Below are 20,641 nucleotides of genomic sequence, written 5' to 3'. Positions count from 1 at the left end.
TAGAACATGGTGTTTTTATTAAGTTCCCGTTTAAAGGGTTCAGTGCCCTCTCAACTTAGTGGACTTTTATTGATCTATAGCTCGGGTATGTTTTTCTGTGTCTTGAATAGTAGGTTGAATCTTAACATCATGTAATTTATCAATGATATCTTCTTTATCATCCATTTCTTCAATAAATTCATTTGGTGACAAACGTCTGACAACAAAATAAGGACAACCAAAATTACAATATTCTAATATATAATCTTGTATACTTGAAAACCGTTTACTTATTTCTGCCTTTTTATTACTATCTTTATAAAATCCTTTTAAGCGTAATTGATCGTAACCATAATCACCTACGACATAATCATATTTATCTAATATATCCGAATACCTAGCAGAAAATATTTCCTCATCAAAACATTCTCTATATTCTTCTATCAATTCAAAATATTGTTGGTCGACTTTAATCATATTTTCACCTTACAAAAAATGAAATAGAGGCAATAAGCATCAAAAATACCATAAATCACTTACCGATATCTTCAATACACACATTTATTAAAAATATAATGAAATTTTATGTATCACATAAATTATAGATACTCGATAAGCGAGGCACTTATGCCTCTATTTTTAATAGTTTAAAAAATTATTACTTAATTGAGTTGTTCTTCACCTTGGCGTTGTTTCTCTTTAGCCGCTTCATTCACTTGTTCATCAGCATGATACGAACTTCTTACTAAAGGTCCTGCTTGACAATGTTTAAATCCTTTTTCCATTGCAATCTTTCTCATTTTACCAAATTCTAATGGCGTATAATATTTCTCAACTTTCAAATGTTTTCGAGACGGTTGTAAATATTGACCTATAGTTAAGATATCAACATCATTAGCGCGTAAATCATCCATCGTTTCATAAATTTCTTCCATCGTTTCACCTAGACCAACCATCAAACTAGATTTTGTTGGAATATCAGGTTGTAATTCTTTAGAACGACGTAAAAATTGTAAAGTTCTATCGTAAGTTGCTCGAGCTCTAACTCTTGGTGTTAAGCGACGAACCGTTTCAATGTTGTGATTAAGAATGTCTGGTCTAGAAGCCATTAATGTTTCAAGGGCTTCATAATCGCCACCCATGTCAGATGGTAAAATTTCTATTGTTGTAAATGGATTTCTTTCTCTTACTTTGCGTACTGTTTCTGCATACACATTTGAACCTTGATCTCTTAAATCATCACGTGCAACAGCAGTAATTACAACATGTTTTAAATTCATTAATTCTACTGATTCTGCAACTCGTTCTGGTTCATTTAAATCTAATTCATTAGGCAAACCCGTTTTTACTGCGCAGAATCGACATGCTCTTGTACATACTGCCCCTAAAATCATAAATGTAGCTGTACGACGCGCACCCCAACATTCGTGAATATTCGGACATTTAGCTTCTTCACACACTGTGTGTAAATTCTTGTCACGCATCATTTTCTTAAGACCAGTATAATTATCGTTTGTGTTAAGCTTAATCTTTAACCAATCCGGTTTACGTAAAATTTCTTCATTTCTAGTCGCCATAACAACGCATACCCTCCTGTTTAATATATCTTCGTTTATTATAACATATCGGTATTAACATTAAATTAAAATTCAATATACGTTTCTCTTATAATTTTAGTAATTTCTCTTTAAAAATATCACGTAAAAATTCAGGCATAATATAATCTGTAGATAATCCCTTTAACAGTGGGAAGTATCTTCCAAATGTATACATATCAACAGTACCTAACGTATATTGTTTATCATTTTGAATCTCTTCATCGCCTATAAAATAACGGTCTTCTGACTCAATAAAACCAAGATTATATAAAATATATCCTCCAAAGATATCCCCTCTAAAACCAAGACCTTGTGCATGTTCGTGCATATATTCTTGCTTTTGGCTTTTTTGAATCACTTGCTTTAATTGTTTACCAGTTAATCGAATCCTTACAATATTGATTGGATGGGGTAACATGCGATGTATATCATATTCCGTCACTTTATCAGCTTCAATGCCATTAACTATAAGTCCAGCATTTACGATTGCACAATCAGCCCTTGAAAACTCATATACACTTTCAGCCAGTAAATACGATGTTCTTGTAATAACATCTGTTCTTTTGACTAAGTTCACATGATGATTAACTACTGGTTTACTTAGAAGTGCTCTTCCTTCTTCTTCAAAATGTGTCTCGACTAAAGGAAGTGTTTCAATAGGATGAATTTTGGCGATTTTATCAACGATTTTTCCATTTTCAATCGTGATATTAACTTCACCTAAATAATAGCCATATTTTCCTGCAGCTGCCATCAAAACACCATTGTTTATTTCTCCATGTTCAAAATGATGGTGTGTATGACTACCAAAGATAACATCTATTTCCGGAATCTCTTGGCATAACTTTTCATCAAAAAAGATACCGACATGGCTCATAACCATCAAAAGATCATATTCACCTTGATGTGCATTGATTTCATCTTTGATTGCCGCTAGTGGATCCGTAACAATCCAATCCAGTGCTCGATAAAAAGGTGTGAACGGTGCCGTTGCTGCAACAAATAAAATGCGTGTTCCTTTTATTTCTTTGATATACGAAGAGGCAATATGATGAGGAAGTTGTCCCTTTTCATCTATGACATTCGTGCAAATCACTTTAAAATTCGCATCGTTATATAGATTTTGTAAAGCATCATGAGAAATTGTCATTCCTTCATTATTTCCAATGGTTGCAATATCACAATGTGCTTCATTTAAAAGTTCTATATTTTTATGTCCTACCGTAGCTTCTGTCACAGGTGCTGATAAATCAACATGGTCACCTATATCTATATAGAGTGAGGGATGTTCAAGTTGCGGTCTATGTTTTGCCATATAAGCTTGAATACGAGCATATTCATTTAAATGACTATGAATATCATTCGTGTGATATATTGTTAATTCCATAACATGATCTCCCTCTTTAAAATTTATATACTTAATTGTACTTTAGCATTAAAGAACAAAGTCTCAAAGCATAACTACTTCACTTTTAAATAAAAGATTTAATGATTAAATATACCCCCATGATAAGCATTACTGTTCTCAATAACATCACAACTGTGTCGGATTTCATAGATCGATTGACCCTTACACCTATTTGTGCACCTATCACACTTGAAATAATGAGAATGATGGAATATCCCCAAGCCACATGTCCTTGAAGGATATGCCCTATCGAACTCATCACACTTGAAAAGAAAATCATCATCATACTTGTGCCTACTGCAACATGTGGTGGAAATCTAAAGACGATGAGCATAAGAGGGGTCATCAATGCACCTCCACCTATGCCAAACAGCCCTGTTAATATCCCAATAAATAACGTTGTTATAAAAGCAAACAGAGGAGGGACACTATAACGGTATGTTTTCCCTTCAGCATCAACATATGTACGCGCATACTTAGGTTTGTCAAAAATTTTAAAAGGTTTTATTTTGTGACGAATCATCAGTAATATCGACACAAATATCATAAACACGCCAAAGTATAAGTTAAATGAATCAAGTGTAAGGTATCTACTTAAAAAAGAACCAACCAAAGATCCAGGTAGTAGCCCAAATAGAAATATCGAGCCGTTTTTTATATCTACTTGTTTGGTTTTTAAATATCCTAATGAGGAAGATAGTCCAGTAACAATCAGAATAACTGAAGAAGTACCTATTGCAATTTGCGTCGTAATACCATGTAGAAGATGATGGTTTACGCCTAAATAAACAAGTGTGGGGACGATGATGATTCCACCACCAATACCAACGATAGATCCTAAAATCGCTGAAAATCCCCCTATTAATATTAATAGAATAATTGTTAATAACATGACATTCGCCTCTTAAAATAGTTTTAATTGTTGTGGTGCTAAACCTTCATAATCAATGTCTAAAATATTTTGATACTTTTTAGCATTATTAGCTGCATGACCGCCAGAATTATTATTAAAAATAACGTATACTTTCTTAGCCTTTTGATTAAGTATTTCGACTTTACGAGCCAAGTCAGCTAACTCTTCCTCGCTATAATCATATAAATATCTTACATCTCGCCATTCTTGATCAGTCATATCTTTTTTAGTCCAACCATAATGATTACGTCCATGATAACGTACAAAAGCAATATCACTAGTAATCCTATTTACTAGAGGAATGCTCCCCTCTTTAATTTGAGGTTCATCTACCACTGCATGAATGATTTGATGTTGTGTTAAGAAGGATAAAGTTTGTTCTTTATATTGATTGTCAAACCATGATTGATGTCTAAATTCAATGCTCATCGGAATATCACTTAATTGTTTTCTCACATATAAGATGTAATTTATATTTTGAACGTTACAATCAAACCAAGGTGGGAATTGTACAAGCACCATCGCCAATTTATTATGCTCTTTTAACGGATTGATCATTTCTTTAAACTGTTTAAATAATACATCTCTCGACTCTGCATAATCTCTATAGTCAGCATGTAATGTTAATGCTTGATGAATTTTAACGACGAATTGAAATCTATTCGGCGTTTCATTTATCCATTTAATTATATTTCGTTCTGGTTGTATCGCATAATACGAAGCATCCAATTCTACTATCGGGAAATGACTAGCATAAGTTTTTAACTTATCTGTTTTACGCTCTAAATCCTCATATAATGTATCATGGTCACCCCAACCAGTAAGACCTATTTCTATCATATTTATCACCAACAACATGATACCACATTACAATTCATTGATTCACTTGAGTTAAATTAAATTTACATATTCTTTAATATACACATATCTGAAAGTTAAACAAAAACATCTCTTATGGTAAGAGGAAGATACAACCACTTTCAAATATCTTGTATAACCTTAGCAATAAAAACTAAGGTTAATAAAAATTATATTTATCGAGTTTTTCATTCTATTATTGCCTACTAAAATAGAAATCAAAACCACCTGTATGAACGGGTGGTTTGTTCTACGGCTATAAGCCTTTCTTACTGGCCAGCCCTAAAAGGGCACTGATAGGTCAGCCAACTGCACTACTTTCCCAGCACCCCTAAAGGGGTACTATTTTTTTCGTCTTTTTTTAATTTCTTCTCCTGTAAAGGGATCTAGGTATTCTTCCATTGAAATTTGATCTGCAACGATATCTTCTTGTAATTGATTACGAATGTAATTTTCAATTACCTTTTTATTTCTACCTACTGTATCTACATAAAATCCTTTACACCAAAACTTTCTATTTCCATATCTATATTTTAAATTAGCATGTCTATCAAAAATCATTAAACTACTTTTACCTTTTAAATATCCAACAAATGATGATACTCCTAATTTAGGTGGAATACTAACTAACATATGAAATATGATCTTTACATGCTTCTGCTTCTATAATTTCTACGCCTTTTCTTTCACATAGTTGACGTAAAATAACTCCAATATCTCTTTTGATTTTTCCATATATCACTTGTCTTCTATATTTTGGTGCAAAGACTATGTGATACTTACAATTCCATTTTGTATGTGCTAAACTATTTGTGTCAGATGACATTAAAAAGCATCTCCTCGTGTTGAATATTTTGGTTGGCTGACCAATATATATTCTAGCATGATGAGATGTTTTTTTAGATAACGGTAAAACCTTTTCTGAACCATACGCATAGCGCATGGTTTTCTTTATACAAAAACACCTGGAACATTGTATCATGTCCCAGGTTTTCTACCTTTACAATTTATATCACAGCTAAATTATACAACATCTTAATTGCCCCGCAACTTGTTTGACATTCATAGCCACTATCATTTTTACAACAAAATTAACGATGCATCATGCTTTGCGGAAATTTTTGATGTTTTAATTTATTTTCTTCTTCACGATCCATTTCATCCTCAATATCCATACCAAGTAGCTCTTCTATTAAATCTTCGTGCGATACAATAGCATCCGTACCGCCATATTCATCTAATACAATCGCTAGATGTTTTCGTGAAACGGTCATTTTACGCAATACCCATTCTGCCCTATTATGTTCATTTACAAATAAAGGGCTTGATGCATAATTTGTAATTGCGTCCTCTTTATGTTTACTCCAAGCTAATAAATATTTTGAGTGGAATACACCGATAATATCATCTATATCTTCATCATATACTGGATATCTAGTATATGGATTATTCATCACTGTATCATAAGCTTCGTCATATGTTACATCCTTTGAAAAAGCTACAACATTAATACGGGGCGTAGTATCAACATCCTTAACTTTCAATTGTTCAAAGTCCATAACGTTTTGAAGTCGAGTATTTTCTATCTCATTAAATGCACCTTCTCTACCCGCAATATTTAATAATGTGCGAATTTCTTCTTTAGAAAATCTTTTTTCAACAGGTTGGCCTCGAGATAGTAAATGATTAATACCATCTGTCATCTTGTTTAATAAAATTGTAATGGGCTTGAGTACAATGACACATATATGAATGATAGGATACACAAGTTTTGAAATTTTATCAGGAAATGTTGCAGCAATTGATTTAGGAATCACTTCAGAAATAAGTATAATAACAATTGTTACAATTGCTGATGCTATTCCCACGTTCACTCCAATATCAATCGCTAAGATTGTCACGAGTGTAGGTAAAATAATATTCGCTACATTGTTACCGATTAATATAGCAGTGATAAACTCACTTGGTTTATCTAATAACTTTGTTAAACCTTGCGCCTTACGATCACCCTTTTTAGCTTCAGTTTGAAACTTAGTGCGATTCGCGGCTGTTAATGCTGTCTCACTACCTGAAAAGAAAAATGAAACAAATATTAATAGTATAATTGCAATAATCATGATGCATTTCTCCTTAAGATTTAGTCCGTATTAATACATTATTTCCCGAGAAATGAGTTATCAAACTTATCATTTATATTGGATTACCACAACGCACGAATATGAAAGAACTAATGTAAAACATTTTTATAGTTTATCGTGGCTTACTCTCATAAAGTATATCAGTAACTTAACTATTCCTTTTGTTAAAAATTAAACGATTAGCTATGATAATTCATTTCATTTATTAAAGTAAAGAGTTCAGACTTCTAAAAACTTCCACTTTAAATACTTTGTAAAAATTTAAGAAGTAAAAATCAGCTAAATATATAGTAAAATGAAATTCATGTCGTAATTATCATTAAAATGTTAAATAACACAATGATAAAAAGTGGTTTAATAGTTCTTAAAGAAAATTTTTCCTTTTAATCCATAAAATGAAATCGATGATAAAGTAAGCAATAGAGACTAGCATAACAATTATGATAATAGTTTCTATTCCTTGAAATTCTTTACTTTTAATTTCTAGCACTCTTATAAATATATTTGCTAGAAATAACATTATCAAGACAACTATTGATATGTACGACTTGATCCTGGATAATTGAATATTTACTGACATACTCTCGTATTGGTCAGGCGTCAATTTTTCATGTGGGTTATCTATAATCTTTTCTAACTTTTTCATTGTATTGATAATTTTATTACTCATCTTAATATCTTTTTTAGTTATCAGGAATGTAGTAGCTTTACCACCACCCTATAAAGCATCGCTATATCCATCTAATTCTTTTTTCAACTGAACGAATTGTTTATTTTTCGAATAAGCAGTTTATAACTGCTTTATAAAACCGAGTTTTCTGCTATTAGTGAGCAATCACCCGGTATACCTTTCACTTTTTTGAAGCCATAGTAGCTACAGGTGCAATCATATCCAATAAGTTTGCATCATCCAAATCATGTTTAGCTTGAAAATCTTTGAAGTCACCCAAAGTAATTTTGATATGCTTATTCAAATCTTTACCATTAACTTCATTATTTGCAATAGCTAGTGTTTCTGTAATATCTTCAATGTTTTTACAGTAGAATCCATTTTATTTAATGAATTGAAATATTAAATGAGATACTAAAAAAATTTCATAAAATAGACTCATGACCGATACTCTTATATAAGATGTTATTAACCAATAAAAATAGATATTAGAGCCAATATGAGCTACAACAATCATAAATTAACTACTCGTGCAAGTATAAAGTATTATTAGAAAAGAAAATTATTCTTTTAGAGTTTTTACGAATCAGTAAAAACATTTTCTTTCAACTATTTATCATAAAATTAAAAGAAATATCATAATTATATTGTTTAAAAAGCTTAAATAAATTATGGAACTCGTAAAAAGAATTATGTTCACTTTTCTAAATTAACTAATATGAAATAAGTGGATAAGGTATTAACTTCTATTTAATTTTTTCAATGTCACCAACTGAGTTTGACATAAAAATAAAACAACCAGCGAATCACAAATGATTCGTTGGTTGTTAATCATATTATAGTTGATTTAATATTAACCAATTGAGCCTTCCATTTCAAACTTAATTAAACGGTTCATTTCTACTGCGTATTCCATTGGTAATTCTTTAGTGAACGGCTCAATGAATCCCATAACAATCATTTCTGTCGCTTCTTCTTCAGAAATACCACGACTCATAAGATAGAATAATTGCTCTTCTGATACTTTAGAAACTTTAGCTTCATGTTCTAATGAAATATTGTCATTGAACACTTCATTATAAGGGATAGTATCTGAAGTTGATTCATTATCTAAAATTAATGTATCACATTCGATGTTTGAACGTGCACCCTTAGCTTTACGTCCAAAATGAACGATACCACGATAAATGACTTTACCACCATTTTTGGAGATAGATTTAGAAACAATAGTTGAAGATGTATTAGGTGCTTTATGAATCATTTTAGCACCGGCATCTTGAACTTGGCCTTTACCAGCAAATGCAATGGATAGCGTGCTACCTTTAGCACCCTCACCTAAAAGTACACAGTTTGGATATTTCATCGTCAACTTAGAACCTAAGTTTCCATCTACCCATTCCATATTACCGTTCTCATGTACAAAGGTACGTTTAGTTACTAAATTATATACGTTGTTGGCCCAGTTTTGGATAGTAGTATATCTTACATGTGCATCTTTGTGTACAATAATTTCAACAACTGCCGAATGTAGTGAACTTGTGGAGTATACAGGTGCAGTACAACCTTCTACATAGTTTACTGATGCACCTTCATCAGCAATAATTAATGTACGTTCGAATTGTCCCATATTCTCAGAGTTAATACGGAAATATGCTTGTAGTGGTGTATCTAATTTAACATTCTTAGGAACATAAATGAATGAACCACCAGACCATACTGCTGAATTTAATGCAGCAAATTTATTATCTGCAGCAGGTACTACAGACGCAAAATATTCTCTGAATAACTCTTCATTTTCACGTAATGCACTATCAGTATCTTTGAAAATAATACCCTTTTCTTCCAATTCTTTCTCCATATTATGATAAACAACTTCTGATTCATATTGAGCAGAAACTCCAGCTAAGTATTTCTGCTCAGCTTCTGGAATACCTAATTTATCAAAAGTACGTTTGATTTCTTCAGGCACTTCATCCCATGAACGTTCAGTATGTTCAGAAGGTTTAACATAATACGTAATATCATCAAAATCTAATTCAGATAAATCTCCACCCCATTGTGGCATTGGCATTTTATAGAATAATTTCAATGCTTTCAAACGGAAATCTAACATCCATTGTGGCTCTTCTTTCATTTTAGAGATTTCTGTTACTATATTTTCCGTTAAACCACGCTCTGATCTAAAAATGGAAATATCTTCGTCATGGAATCCGTATTTATAATCCCCAACATCAGGTGCTTGTTTTGCCATTTTAATCACTCCTTGATTTTATAATTAATAAACGGCATGCGTATAAAAAATTCATTTATATTTATGTTTACTCTATTTTGTTATGCTCTATCATTATAATTTAAACTTTTATGATGTAATACAATCACTGAATTAAACATATGAGGATGTTGATTCAGTATAACAATATATTTACATCATCAAAAGGTATTATAATGTATTGGTTTTAATCTTCTTCAGTTGTACCTTCTGATTTACCTTCTTTTTCGACTGTCCCTTTTTCTAATGCTTTCCATGCAAGCGTTGCACATTTAATTCGAGCTGGGAATTGTGAGACACCTTGAAGTGCCTCAATATCTCCCATTTCTTCAGTAATCTCGTAGTCTTCACCGAGCATCATTTTAGTAAATTCTTGGCTCATTTGCATTGCTTCACCAAGTGAATGACCTTTAACTGCTTCAGTCATCATAGATGCACTAGACATTGAAATTGAACATCCTTCACCTTCAAACTTAGCATCATTAATGATTCCGTCTTCAATATCAAATGTCAAACGTATGCGATCACCACATGTAGGATTATTCATATCAACAGTCATTGAGCCATTGTCTAAGACACCTTTGTTTCTAGGGTTTTTGTAATGATCCATAATTACAGATCGATATAATTGATCCAAATTATTAAAATTCATAAGAGAAAAACTCCTTCGTTTGTTTCAATGCTTGAACTAATTGATCTACATCTTCTTTCGTATTATAAACGTAAAAACTTGCACGTGCTGTTGAAGAGACACCCAACCATTTCATCAAAGGTTGCGCACAATGATGGCCTGCACGAACTGCAACACCTTCTGTATCAACGGCTGTAGCTACATCATGTGGATGTATATCTTCTAAATTAAAAGTAATGACCCCTGCACGTCTATCTTTTGGTGGACCGTAAATTTCAAGACCATCTATACTTAACATTTGTTCATATGCATATTCTGTCAATTTTTTTTCATGTTGATGAATCGCATTAAAACCTAAATTCTCAATATAACGTATAGCTTCTGCTAGACCTATTGCTTGAGCAATAAGTGGTGTACCAGCCTCAAATTTAGTTGGTAGGTCAGCCCACGTGGCGTCATATTTACTTACGAAGTCTATCATATCTCCACCAAATTCAACGGGTTCCATATTTTGTAATAATTCTCTTTTTCCATATAAGACTCCAATGCCAGTAGGACCTAACATTTTATGTCCACTAAAACTATAAAAATCAGCATCAATATCTTGCATATCTAAAGCCATGTGTGGAGCTGATTGCGCACCATCCACACTTATAACTGCACCATGTTCGTGTGCAATTTTAGCGATAGTTTTAACATCATTAATTGTTCCTAAAACGTTGGAAACGTGAGCGATAGCAACAATTTTAGTTTTATCATTGATGGTTGCTTTTATATCATCTAATTGCAATTCACCATCTTTTGTCATAGGAATAAATTTTAGTGTTGCATTTTTACGTTTAGCTAATTGTTGCCATGGAACAATATTAGCATGATGTTCCATTTCTGTTACAACAATTTCGTCACCCTCACTAATATGAGCATCACCATAACTATGTGCTACGATATTTATTGATGCAGTTGTTCCTCGAGTGAAAATAATTTCTTCAAAGTACTTCGCATTGATAAAACGTCTTACTGTTTCTCTCGCATTTTCATAGCCATCCGTAGCTAATGACCCCAATGTGTGTACACCACGATGAACATTAGAATTATAACGCTTGTAATAATCATCTAGTACATTTAAAACTTGTACAGGTGTTTGACTAGTCGCAGTTGAATCAAGGTATGCTAAACGTTTATTATTTACCTTTTGCTCAAGTATCGGAAAGTCTTTAATGACTGCCTTAACATCAAGAGAATGTTCGGCCATTATAGTCACGACCTTTCTATATATGAGTTTCCCCTTTAAGAGGTATCAATTGAATTAATCTTTGACTTTATTTTGAAACTTTACGCTCAATTACTTCTCTTAGTTGACGCTTTACATCGTCAATCGGTAATTCACGTACTACTGGGTCTAAGAAACCATGTATAACTAAACGCTCTGCTTCAGCTCTTGAAATACCACGGCTCATTAAATAGTATAATTGCTCAGGATCTACACGACCAACTGAAGCTGCATGTCCTGCTTCAACATCATCTTCGTCTATTAAAAGAATAGGGTTAGCATCACCACGTGCATTTTCAGATAACATCAAAACACGTGACTCTTGGTTCGCAATAGATTTTGTACCACCATGTTTAATGTAGCCAATTCCATTAAATACAGAAGATGCATTTTCTTTCATAACACCATGTTTCAATATATACCCGTCTGTTTCTTTACCATATTGAACAATTTTGGAAGTTAAATTTATTTTTTGATCACCTGTACCAACAACAACTGATTTCAATGCACTTGTTGAACGATCACCGTTTAGATTTGTAGTATTATCTATAATTTGGCTACCTTCATTCATTAATCCTAGTGCCCAATTGATAGAAGCATCTGCATCTGCAGAACCACGACGAATGATATGACCTGTAAATCCTTTATCTAAATAATCAACTGAACCATATGTGACGTTAGAGTTTGCGCCAGCGATAACCTCTGACACAATATTAAGTTGGTTATCTTCACCACTAGTAGTAGAAAGATAGTTCTCTACATAGGTAACTTCCGCACTTTCTTCTGTAACAATGATGACGTGATTGTAAAAACTCGCTTGTTCATCATCATGTAAAACAACATACTGTATCGGATGTTCTACAACAGTATTTTTAGGTACATAAACAAAAATACCACCGTTCACTAATGCAGTATGTAATGCTGTTAAACGATGTTCATCAACATTTACTGCTTTAGTCATAAAGTACTTTTGAACTAAATCACTATGATTGACTAGTGCTTCAGATAGACCTTCAATAATCACACCATCATTTTTAGCTTGATCTGATACCTGTGTATATGCCAAATCATTATTATGTTGAATGATTAAATTTTCTGAGTTTTCAACATCAATGATTTCTTTAACAGACTTTGGTAAATCAGTTAATTGATGGTATGAATCTCCTGTTGTATGGTGTTGTTTAAACGTATCAAAATCCCATTTTCTTAATTTCGTTTTATCAGGTTTTGGCATTTCTAAAGTTTCTGTTAATTTCAACGCTTTTTTACGTAACTCTGTCATCCAAGAAGGTTCATTGTGCGCTTTAGAATAATCAACAAGTTGTTCTTCAGAAATGTTCAAAGTTTTAGTTGTCATCACTTTTTCCTCCTACTTGATGAAATAAATTTTACTTCGAATGTTCAGTTTCATCATTTTATGTGAACATCTCAATGCTAATTTTGGAATATGACTATTCAGCAGCACCAAATTCTTCTTTAACCCATTCATAGCCTTCTTCTTCAAGACGTTTAGCTAATTCTGGGCCTCCAGATTTCACAACTTTACCACCATACATCACATGTACTTGATCTGGTGTAATATAATTTAAAAGTCGTTGATAGTGCGTAATCATTAATGCACCAAACTCTTCACCACGCATTTGATTAATACCTTTAGAAACCACTTTTAAAGCATCGATATCCAAACCAGAGTCAATTTCATCTAAAATAGCGAATTTCGGTTCTAACATCATTAATTGTAAAATCTCATTTCGTTTTTTCTCTCCACCAGAGAAACCTTCATTTAAATAACGTTGAGCCATATCTTTATCGATATCTAAAAAGTCCATTTGTTTATCCAATTTCTTGATGAACTGCATTAAATTAATTTCTTGTCCCTCTTCACGTTTCGCATTGATTGCTGAGCGCATAAAATCTGCGTTTGTTACCCCTGTAATTTCTGATGGGTATTGCATAGCTAAAAATAAACCTGCTTTAGCTCTCTCATCTACGTCTAACTCTAAAATATTAACGCCATCTAATAATACTTCACCTTGTGTAACTTCATAACTTGGATGTCCCATAATTGCTGACGATAATGTTGATTTACCAGTACCATTAGGTCCCATAATTGCGTGTATTTCACCAGTATTAATTGTTAAGTTAACACCTTTTAAAATTTCTTTATCCTCGATAGACACATGTAGGTCCTTAATCTCTAATGTTGATGACATTTATATTCCCTCCGTAAAATATAAAGTTTTCTTAACTAGTTTATAATAATTTTAATCTATAGTCAAAAAGACTCATTGAATTTCAATCCACTTCATTATAACGTACTTAGTCGCTAATATAAACTTTTTAAAACACTTATTTAGATTTATTATTTAACAATAATTATTTTTATGTAATCATTCTGAAATTTTTTAAATGATAATGGCAAGCTCACTTTCTCAATAGCCAATCTTTAGACAAAAAGAAAAATATCCCAAGAAGTTCAAATAATGTGATATTATGCACTTTAACCTTTAAAATTTTCTTGAAAGGAGTTTTTTATGAAAAAATTCAAATGGATAAATATATTTAAAGGTTTTGGTATGGGCACAAGTGATCTCGTCCCAGGTGTAAGTGGAGGGACTATCGCTTTATTACTTGGAATTTATGAAGACTTTATTAGCTCAATTAGTGGTTTGTTTTCAAGACGATTTTGGCCTAGCTTAAAATTTTTACTACCTATTTTAATAGGAATGCTAATAGCTATAGGACTATTAAGTCAATTATTTAATTATTTGCTTAGTCAACATCATATTCCTACTATGTTATTTTTTACAGGTTTGATTCTCGGTATCATCCCTTATTTATTAACCGTCTCTAATTTCAAAAAAAATTTCAGTATAATACATTATTCTATTCTATTATTAGGTATTGCTATTATAGTCGTTTTCGCATTGCTTAATCATGGGGACAAGCATACAGGTGAAACACTTACTTTATCTTTCAGTCTTATCATTAAATATTTTATCGCAGGTGTTTTCGCTTCAAGTGCTATGTTATTACCGGGCATTTCTGGATCATTTATGTTACTTGTCTTCGGAGTATATGGGACGCTAATGTATGCCATCTCTGAACTACTTCATTTTAATTTAAATGCATTACCTATCATATTAATAGTAGGTTTCGGTATTGTCACTGGATTTATGATTTCAAGTCGATTAATTCAATATTGTCTACATCAACACCCTACAATGACCTTTGCTTTGATAATAGGCTTTGTGATTGGATCGTTGTATGCAGTTTTCCCTGGATTCCCGAAAGACTTAATCCAATGGATCATATCATTTTTCCTATTGGTCACTGGCTTCTTAGTAAGCTATGTTCTTGGTAAAATTACAGCAAAAAATGAAGCATCATTTTGATATATACACAAACAAGCCCTCATATACCTTAGAGTACATGAGGGCTAAATTATAAGGACTATTATTAGTCACCTTTATTACCTTTAAATTTATCAATAACGTCATTTGCTTTTTCTTTAACGTTTTCTACAGCTTCTTTTGCTTTACCAGAAGCTTTGTCACCTTTACCATCTTTTTCTAATTCTTTATTATCAGTAGCATTACCTACTGTTTCTTTAATATTACCTTTAGCTTGTTCAAATTTATCTTCAGCCATTTAAAATTCCTCCTTATGCTTAACTTATTAATATTGTTACCCTCTTATTTATGAGCTAAACATCTTTTATGAATTTTTTTCACATACAGATGATTTTACGAAAGAAACTATAAATTTACAGTAGATTATAATATATTGAATATAAAATAATTATAAGTTGGGTTGGTATATTTTATGAAATTTATTACTATTAAAGCGATTACTGAAAAAGGGTTAGATAAAAAAGTAAATCAATTTTTAAAATCACATCCACAAATTGAAATTATCAAATTTGATTACCAAATGGGATATAGCGGTGTAAGTGTTGGTATTTCATACCGTGATAATATTTAAATAATTATAGATATGTTGTGCGTATAAAGACCATTGGCTTTACCTCTTACAAAGCTTCCTATTCTAAAAATATGGCTAGTGAAAAATAGTCATTGTTAGATAACTATAATCACAGAAAAATGTTTATGGAAGTTAAAATGTCTAACAAAAGTGAGTTAAAAATTAAAGGTTCAATAGCAAAAAACACGTAAATGATTTTATATTAAATCATCTACGTGTTTTTGTATAATCATGTGACAAACGATTAAATATTATTAATTGTTTGCTATTTACTTAGCAGGTACGACAGCTCCATCATACTTATCTTTAATATAATCTTGAATTTCTTTAGATTGTAGCACTTCCATTAATACTTTGATATTTTCATCATTTTTATGACCTTTTTTAACTGCAATTAAATTTGCATATGGGTTATCTTTAGGAGATTCTAAAGCAATCGAATCTTTTTTAGGACTTAATTTTTGGTCAATCGCATAGTTAGAATTAATGATTACTGCGTCAGCGTCTTGATTTTGATAGATTTTTGGTAAATATTCTGCTGATTGTTTGTTGTTAAATTTAATATCTTTTTTGTTTTCAGTTATGTCATCAAATTTAGCATTTTCAATTTTAACGCCTTTTTTAAGTTTAATAAGACCTTCATCTACAAAGAATTTTAAGAAACGACCTTGTTCAGCTGGGTTATTTGATACATATACTGTTGCACCTTTAGGTAGATCTTTTAAGCTTTTATATTTTTTTGAGTATACAGCCATAGGTTCTAATTCAACATTCCCAGCCGATTCAATTTTATACCCTTTTTCTTTACTTTCAGTATTTAAATATGGTGTATGTTGGAAGAAGTTCGCATGGATTTCACCTTTGTCTAATAATTTATTAGGCGTTGTGTAATCGTTAATTGGTTTGATTTTTAAATCATAACCTTTTTTCTTCAATAATGGTTTTGCTTTTTCTAAAATTTCAGCGTGTGGTGCTGGAGATGCACCTACTGTGATAGTTTTTTTCTTATCTTTACCTCCACCACATGCAGCTAAGGCAATCGTTAAAGCCAATACTAAAATAATTCCGAATAATTTTTTCATAGAATATAATCCCCTTTTCTTTAGCGTTTATCGATTTTATTTGTAAGCCAATCCCCTAGGAACTGGATTATAAATACAATAATTAAAATAAATACTGTTGAAACTAAAATGACATCATTTTGATTTCGAGTAAATCCTGTTAAATATGCTAAATTACCTAAACCACCTGCACCAATAACACCTGCAATAGCTGTAGAACCTACCAAAGCAATTGCAGTAACGGTAATACCTGAGACTAATGCAGGCATTGCTTCAGGAAGTAGTACTTTTCTCACAACTATCGAAGTATTCGCTCCCATCGACCAAGCAGCTTCTATAACTCCTTTATCAATTTCTTTAAAAGCAATCTCGACCAATCTAGCGTAGAATGGCGCTGCACCAATAATAAGTGCTGGTAATGCACCAGTTGGCCCACTGATTGTTCCGAGAAGTACACTTGTAAATGGAATTAACAGTAAAATTAATATGATAAATGGAATTGCTCTAAATAAATTAACAATGAATGACACAATCGTGTAGAAAATCTTAGCAGCCAATGAGTTACTTTTCGCAGATAAAAAGAGTAATACCCCTAATATAAGTCCAAAGACAAATGCAAAAAGTGTCGAAACAACAGTCATATATAGAGTTTCTAAAATTGCTTGCCAAACCTCTGGCCACTGAACATTCGGCATTGTCACCATTTCATGAAATATTTCACCGTAAGATTTACCCATGTCTTAGCACCTCCACATTAACGTGTTGTTCGTGAAGATTATGTTTAAATTGCTTGAAATGTTCCTCACTTATATGTGGTATGTGAATAACTAAAAATCCAAGCGAACCGTTTTTAGTATTCTTAATATCCGCTTCAAGAATATTCACATCTATGTTATGTGTCTTCGTCATATAAGATATGATAGGCTCAGTCGTATTATCACCAGTAAAGTTTAACCTCACAATATATGCATCATGATCTAATGGCTCCAAATACTCTAAAGAATCTTCAAAATCATCGTTTAAATCATCTTTCACAAAACGTTTCGTTACTTCATGTTGTGGATTCTCAAATACTTTACTTACCGCTCCTTGTTCAATAACTTTACCGTTTTCCATTACAGCAACTTCATCACAAATTCTTCGTATAACATGCATTTCATGTGTTATAAGTACAATAGTTAGATTTTGTTGTTCCCTTACCTTCAATAATAAATCTAGAATTTCATCTGTAGTTTGTGGATCTAATGCACTTGTCGCCTCATCACATAACAATACATCTGGATTATTAGCTAATGCTCTCGCAATACCCACTCTTTGTTTTTGTCCGCCTGATAATTCAGACGGATACGCACTTTCTCGACCTTTTAGACCGACAAGTTCAATAAGTTCCAATGCTTTTTGTTTAGCTCGACCACTTGGAACGCCAGCAATTTCTAATGGAAATGTTACATTTTTCAATACATTTCTTGACCATAGCAAGTTAAAATGTTGAAAAATCATACTCACCTTTTGTCGTTTTTTTCGTAACTGTGATTTAGATAATTGACTTATATTGTCTCCATCTATAATGATTTCACCTGACGTTGGAGATTCTAAGTTGTTAAACATTCTTATGAGCGTACTTTTACCAGCTCCTGAGAAACCAATCACACCAAAAATAGAGCCGGATTCAATGTTTAAATCAACGTGATCAACAGCAAGAACATCTTTGTCCTTGGTATGATAGCGTTTAACAATTTGGTTTAGCTTAATCACGTTAATAGCCTCCTTATGTTGCTTAGTAATCAAATTAAAAATGCTTTCTCAATTTTTAGAAAATTTGAGAAAGCATTTGTTGAAATGTTCTTTCTCTCATCTTCTAAAGTTATACTTTATGTGAATTGGCACCATTTCTATTTTAGACGGTTGCCGGGCTTCTTAGGGCACATCCCTCCACCTCTCTCGATAAGAGTTAAAGCATTATTTAATTTGTATTAATCCTACCATCGTACTAATGTTTCGTCAATAATTATTTTAAATTTTCTAACAAATAAGTAACTGACTGAAATGCATAGATTCTTTTTATCTCTTCATCTCTACGCATAAGCAACAATACAGGAACAGACATAATTTGTTTCTCTTTACTCCATTCAGGATAAAAATTAAGATCTATTTTTTTTATTGGCAATTGTAAGATTTCATTAGCAATATCCAACATCCTTTCAGAAATCTTACATGTTCCACACATTGGTGTATAACCAAATATAAGATGTTTATCTTTATTAAAATTAACAGTTATGTCTTCAATATCCTTCAATTTATTCATTTACTAAAACTAGCCTTTCAGTTTTTAAATTATTCATAAGTTTCTTTTCTTTTTTTACATTAAAACCATATCTACTTAATACATGTGCTAAATAATTTTTGGGGCACTTAGCAACTTCACAAAACGTTTTATCAACATAAATATGTTCACTTTCGCTTAAATAACGTTTAAACCATTTTCTAATTTTTTCACCCTCATCATCAGAATCGGCAAGAACATAAACTTGTTTGTCATAAAGTGTTTCTATCATGTTGTCTATCTTATCTATACTCATAGTGCCATGTGTACAAATGATGTTTACAGGTTCAGCGATCACTTGTTGTACTCTCTTCTTATCCGATTTACCTTCGACAATAATAACCTTATTTACAATAGCCATGTCAATCCACCTTCTAAGCGTCAAAGTAACTGTCACTATCATCATTCACAAAATCCCCAAAACCTAAACATTTAGTGACACTGCAATTTTCAATTGCTAGTGTCACTTATGCATGAGCTTTGCTCAGGCGTTCCTCTTTTTCACTACAATTTTCAATTGCTAGTGTCACTCATGCATGAACCTTGGCTTACGTTTCTGATTAAAGTTATTCCTTCTAAAAAAACTCCTTGATTAAATCTAATCGAGGAGTTTGTAATCATTATTCACCAATCATTTCTGAGTATTGATCTGCTGATAATAATTCTTCTAATTGACTATCGTCACTAATTTCAATTTTAACCATCCATGCTTTTTCGTATGGTGATTCATTTACAAATTCTGGGCTATCTTCCAATTCTTCATTAACTTCAACAATTTTCCCAGAAATTGGCGCATACAACTCTGATACTGTTTTTACTGATTCAACACTACCGAATGTGTCACCTTCATTTAATTCATCGTCAGTTTCAGGTAGCTCAACAAATACGATATCACCTAATTCGTTTTGTGCGTATTCTGTAATACCAATTGTTGCTACATTATTTTCAATTTTAACCCACTCATGCTCTTTAGAATATTTAAATTCGCTCGGTACTGCCACGAAAATCCCCTCCTGATTAATTTAATTACAATTTAATGATGCCACACACATATTATTCATTCAACTATTATTACAAAGAATAAATGAATTAAAATTCGTTTTTAAATATACAAAACACCATTTTAATTTATATTTTTTTATTAATGTTCACTTTCTCTAATTTAATATCACACCTATAACCATTGGTGTTGATACTCATTTTCTTTAAATCCTAAAGTCAAATGGTTACCAGAGATAGCTAATGGACGTTTAACCAACATTCCATCTGAAGCAAGTAGTTCTAGTTTTTCATCATCAGACATATTTTTAAGTTTCTCTTTTAAATTTAATTCGCGATATTTGATACCATGTGTATTAAACAACTTATTAATATTCACACCCGTTTTATCTACGATATCTTTGAATTCTTTTTTAGTCGGTGTATGTTGAACAATATCAATGGATTCATAATTCACATCGTGCTCATCTAAAAACTTTGCAGCTTTTTTGCACGTTGTGCATTTGGGATACTGATAAAATTTAATCAATTACCTTTTAC

General features: G+C 31.9%; 22 protein-coding genes, 1 pseudogene and 1 riboswitch. Of the genes and pseudogenes, 2 read left to right on the top strand and 21 right to left on the bottom strand.

From position 1 onward, the window contains the following. Positions 1-66 precede the first annotated feature (66 nt). The 13 genes and pseudogenes from HMPREF3241_RS02000 to sufC all read right to left on the bottom strand — a co-directional run bounded on the left by HMPREF3241_RS02000 (position 67) and on the right by sufC (position 13,947). Complete coding sequence (locus HMPREF3241_RS02000; protein ID WP_002446025.1) at positions 67-456, bottom strand: YutD family protein; 390 nt, start codon at positions 454-456, stop codon at positions 67-69. A gap of 185 nt (positions 457-641) precedes the next feature. After that, complete coding sequence (lipA, locus tag HMPREF3241_RS01995; protein WP_070853410.1) at positions 642-1,556, bottom strand: lipoyl synthase; 915 nt, start codon at positions 1,554-1,556, stop codon at positions 642-644. 88 nt (positions 1,557-1,644) lie between these two features. After that, positions 1,645-2,964, bottom strand: a complete 1,320-nt coding sequence (locus HMPREF3241_RS01990) for a bifunctional metallophosphatase/5'-nucleotidase (RefSeq protein ID WP_070853409.1) — start codon at positions 2,962-2,964, stop codon at positions 1,645-1,647. A gap of 85 nt (positions 2,965-3,049) precedes the next feature. Next, complete coding sequence (locus HMPREF3241_RS01985) at positions 3,050-3,877, bottom strand: sulfite exporter TauE/SafE family protein (protein ID WP_002446023.1); 828 nt, start codon at positions 3,875-3,877, stop codon at positions 3,050-3,052. 12 nt (positions 3,878-3,889) lie between these two features. Then, entirely contained in the window at positions 3,890-4,738 is an 849-nt protein-coding gene (locus tag HMPREF3241_RS01980; protein ID WP_002446022.1) for a DUF72 domain-containing protein, read from the bottom strand. Between the two features lie 360 nt (positions 4,739-5,098). Then, positions 5,099-5,582 (bottom strand): annotated as a pseudogene (gene tnpA, locus HMPREF3241_RS01975) (IS200/IS605-like element ISSep3 family transposase). 265 nt (positions 5,583-5,847) lie between these two features. Beyond that, the gene (locus HMPREF3241_RS01970; RefSeq protein WP_002475035.1) at positions 5,848-6,873 is read right to left on the bottom strand and encodes a hemolysin family protein; all 1,026 of its coding nucleotides are present in this window, start codon (positions 6,871-6,873) and stop codon (positions 5,848-5,850) included. 872 nt (positions 6,874-7,745) lie between these two features. After that, positions 7,746-7,868, bottom strand: coding sequence for a hypothetical protein (locus HMPREF3241_RS13090; protein WP_002495807.1), 123 nt, complete (start codon positions 7,866-7,868; stop codon positions 7,746-7,748). A gap of 549 nt (positions 7,869-8,417) precedes the next feature. Further along, complete coding sequence (gene sufB, locus HMPREF3241_RS01960) at positions 8,418-9,815, bottom strand: Fe-S cluster assembly protein SufB (protein WP_002446019.1); 1,398 nt, start codon at positions 9,813-9,815, stop codon at positions 8,418-8,420. A 205-nt stretch (positions 9,816-10,020) separates the two neighbouring features. Beyond that, positions 10,021-10,485: a Fe-S cluster assembly sulfur transfer protein SufU gene (gene sufU / locus HMPREF3241_RS01955; RefSeq protein WP_001831954.1), complete on the bottom strand. Its 465-nt coding sequence runs from the start codon at positions 10,483-10,485 to the stop codon at positions 10,021-10,023. Further along, entirely contained in the window at positions 10,475-11,716 is a 1,242-nt protein-coding gene (locus HMPREF3241_RS01950) for a cysteine desulfurase (RefSeq protein ID WP_070853408.1), read from the bottom strand. The genes sufU and HMPREF3241_RS01950 overlap by 11 nt, the downstream gene beginning before the upstream one ends. Positions 11,717-11,783: 67 nt before the next feature. Further along, the gene (gene sufD, locus HMPREF3241_RS01945) at positions 11,784-13,091 is read right to left on the bottom strand and encodes a Fe-S cluster assembly protein SufD (protein WP_002446017.1); all 1,308 of its coding nucleotides are present in this window, start codon (positions 13,089-13,091) and stop codon (positions 11,784-11,786) included. Positions 13,092-13,185: 94 nt separating this feature from the next. Further along, positions 13,186-13,947 (bottom strand): Fe-S cluster assembly ATPase SufC, encoded by a 762-nt coding sequence (gene sufC / locus HMPREF3241_RS01940; RefSeq protein WP_002446016.1) that lies wholly within the window; start codon positions 13,945-13,947, stop codon positions 13,186-13,188. A 321-nt stretch (positions 13,948-14,268) separates the two neighbouring features. Here sufC and HMPREF3241_RS01935 point away from each other — a divergent pair, with 321 nt between their 5' ends. Continuing rightward, complete coding sequence (locus HMPREF3241_RS01935; protein WP_038813088.1) at positions 14,269-15,129, top strand: polyprenyl-phosphate transporter PopT; 861 nt, start codon at positions 14,269-14,271, stop codon at positions 15,127-15,129. Positions 15,130-15,193: 64 nt separating this feature from the next. Here HMPREF3241_RS01935 and HMPREF3241_RS01930 read toward each other — a convergent pair whose 3' ends face one another. Then, on the bottom strand, positions 15,194-15,385 hold the full coding sequence (locus tag HMPREF3241_RS01930) for a CsbD family protein (RefSeq protein ID WP_001831967.1): 192 nt from the start codon (positions 15,383-15,385) through the stop codon (positions 15,194-15,196). Positions 15,386-15,559: 174 nt separating this feature from the next. Here HMPREF3241_RS01930 and HMPREF3241_RS01925 point away from each other — a divergent pair, with 174 nt between their 5' ends. Continuing rightward, positions 15,560-15,718, top strand: coding sequence for a hypothetical protein (locus tag HMPREF3241_RS01925; RefSeq protein ID WP_070853407.1), 159 nt, complete (start codon positions 15,560-15,562; stop codon positions 15,716-15,718). 269 nt (positions 15,719-15,987) lie between these two features. Here the strand turns inward: HMPREF3241_RS01925 and HMPREF3241_RS01920 are convergent, their stop codons facing one another. From HMPREF3241_RS01920 to HMPREF3241_RS01890, 7 genes are all read right to left on the bottom strand, one after another. Beyond that, complete coding sequence (locus tag HMPREF3241_RS01920) at positions 15,988-16,800, bottom strand: MetQ/NlpA family ABC transporter substrate-binding protein (protein WP_070853406.1); 813 nt, start codon at positions 16,798-16,800, stop codon at positions 15,988-15,990. Positions 16,801-16,820: 20 nt separating this feature from the next. Further along, positions 16,821-17,516 (bottom strand): methionine ABC transporter permease, encoded by a 696-nt coding sequence (locus HMPREF3241_RS01915; protein WP_002497143.1) that lies wholly within the window; start codon positions 17,514-17,516, stop codon positions 16,821-16,823. Then, on the bottom strand, positions 17,509-18,534 hold the full coding sequence (locus tag HMPREF3241_RS01910; RefSeq protein WP_070853405.1) for a methionine ABC transporter ATP-binding protein: 1,026 nt from the start codon (positions 18,532-18,534) through the stop codon (positions 17,509-17,511). Before HMPREF3241_RS01910 ends, HMPREF3241_RS01915 begins: the two co-directional genes overlap by 8 nt. A 93-nt stretch (positions 18,535-18,627) precedes the next feature. Beyond that, positions 18,628-18,730: riboswitch (SAM riboswitch) on the bottom strand. Between the two features lie 57 nt (positions 18,731-18,787). Beyond that, a complete protein-coding gene (locus HMPREF3241_RS01905; RefSeq protein ID WP_002446011.1) occupies positions 18,788-19,084 on the bottom strand; it encodes a thioredoxin family protein in 297 nt (98 codons plus the stop codon). Next, complete coding sequence (locus HMPREF3241_RS01900; RefSeq protein WP_002457216.1) at positions 19,077-19,463, bottom strand: toprim domain-containing protein; 387 nt, start codon at positions 19,461-19,463, stop codon at positions 19,077-19,079. Before HMPREF3241_RS01900 ends, HMPREF3241_RS01905 begins: the two co-directional genes overlap by 8 nt. Positions 19,464-19,722: 259 nt before the next feature. Further along, positions 19,723-20,103, bottom strand: a complete 381-nt coding sequence (gene gcvH, locus HMPREF3241_RS01895) for a glycine cleavage system protein GcvH (RefSeq protein WP_002438979.1) — start codon at positions 20,101-20,103, stop codon at positions 19,723-19,725. Positions 20,104-20,276: 173 nt separating this feature from the next. Then, entirely contained in the window at positions 20,277-20,630 is a 354-nt protein-coding gene (locus tag HMPREF3241_RS01890) for an arsenate reductase family protein (protein WP_002457217.1), read from the bottom strand. Between the last annotated feature and the right edge of the window lie 11 nt (positions 20,631-20,641).

Source organism: Staphylococcus sp. HMSC34G04, assembly GCF_001838765.1.
Lineage (GTDB): Bacteria > Bacillota > Bacilli > Staphylococcales > Staphylococcaceae > Staphylococcus > Staphylococcus epidermidis.
Note: the sequence above shows the minus strand (reverse complement) of the source record. Positions and strands in the feature narration are given on the sequence as shown.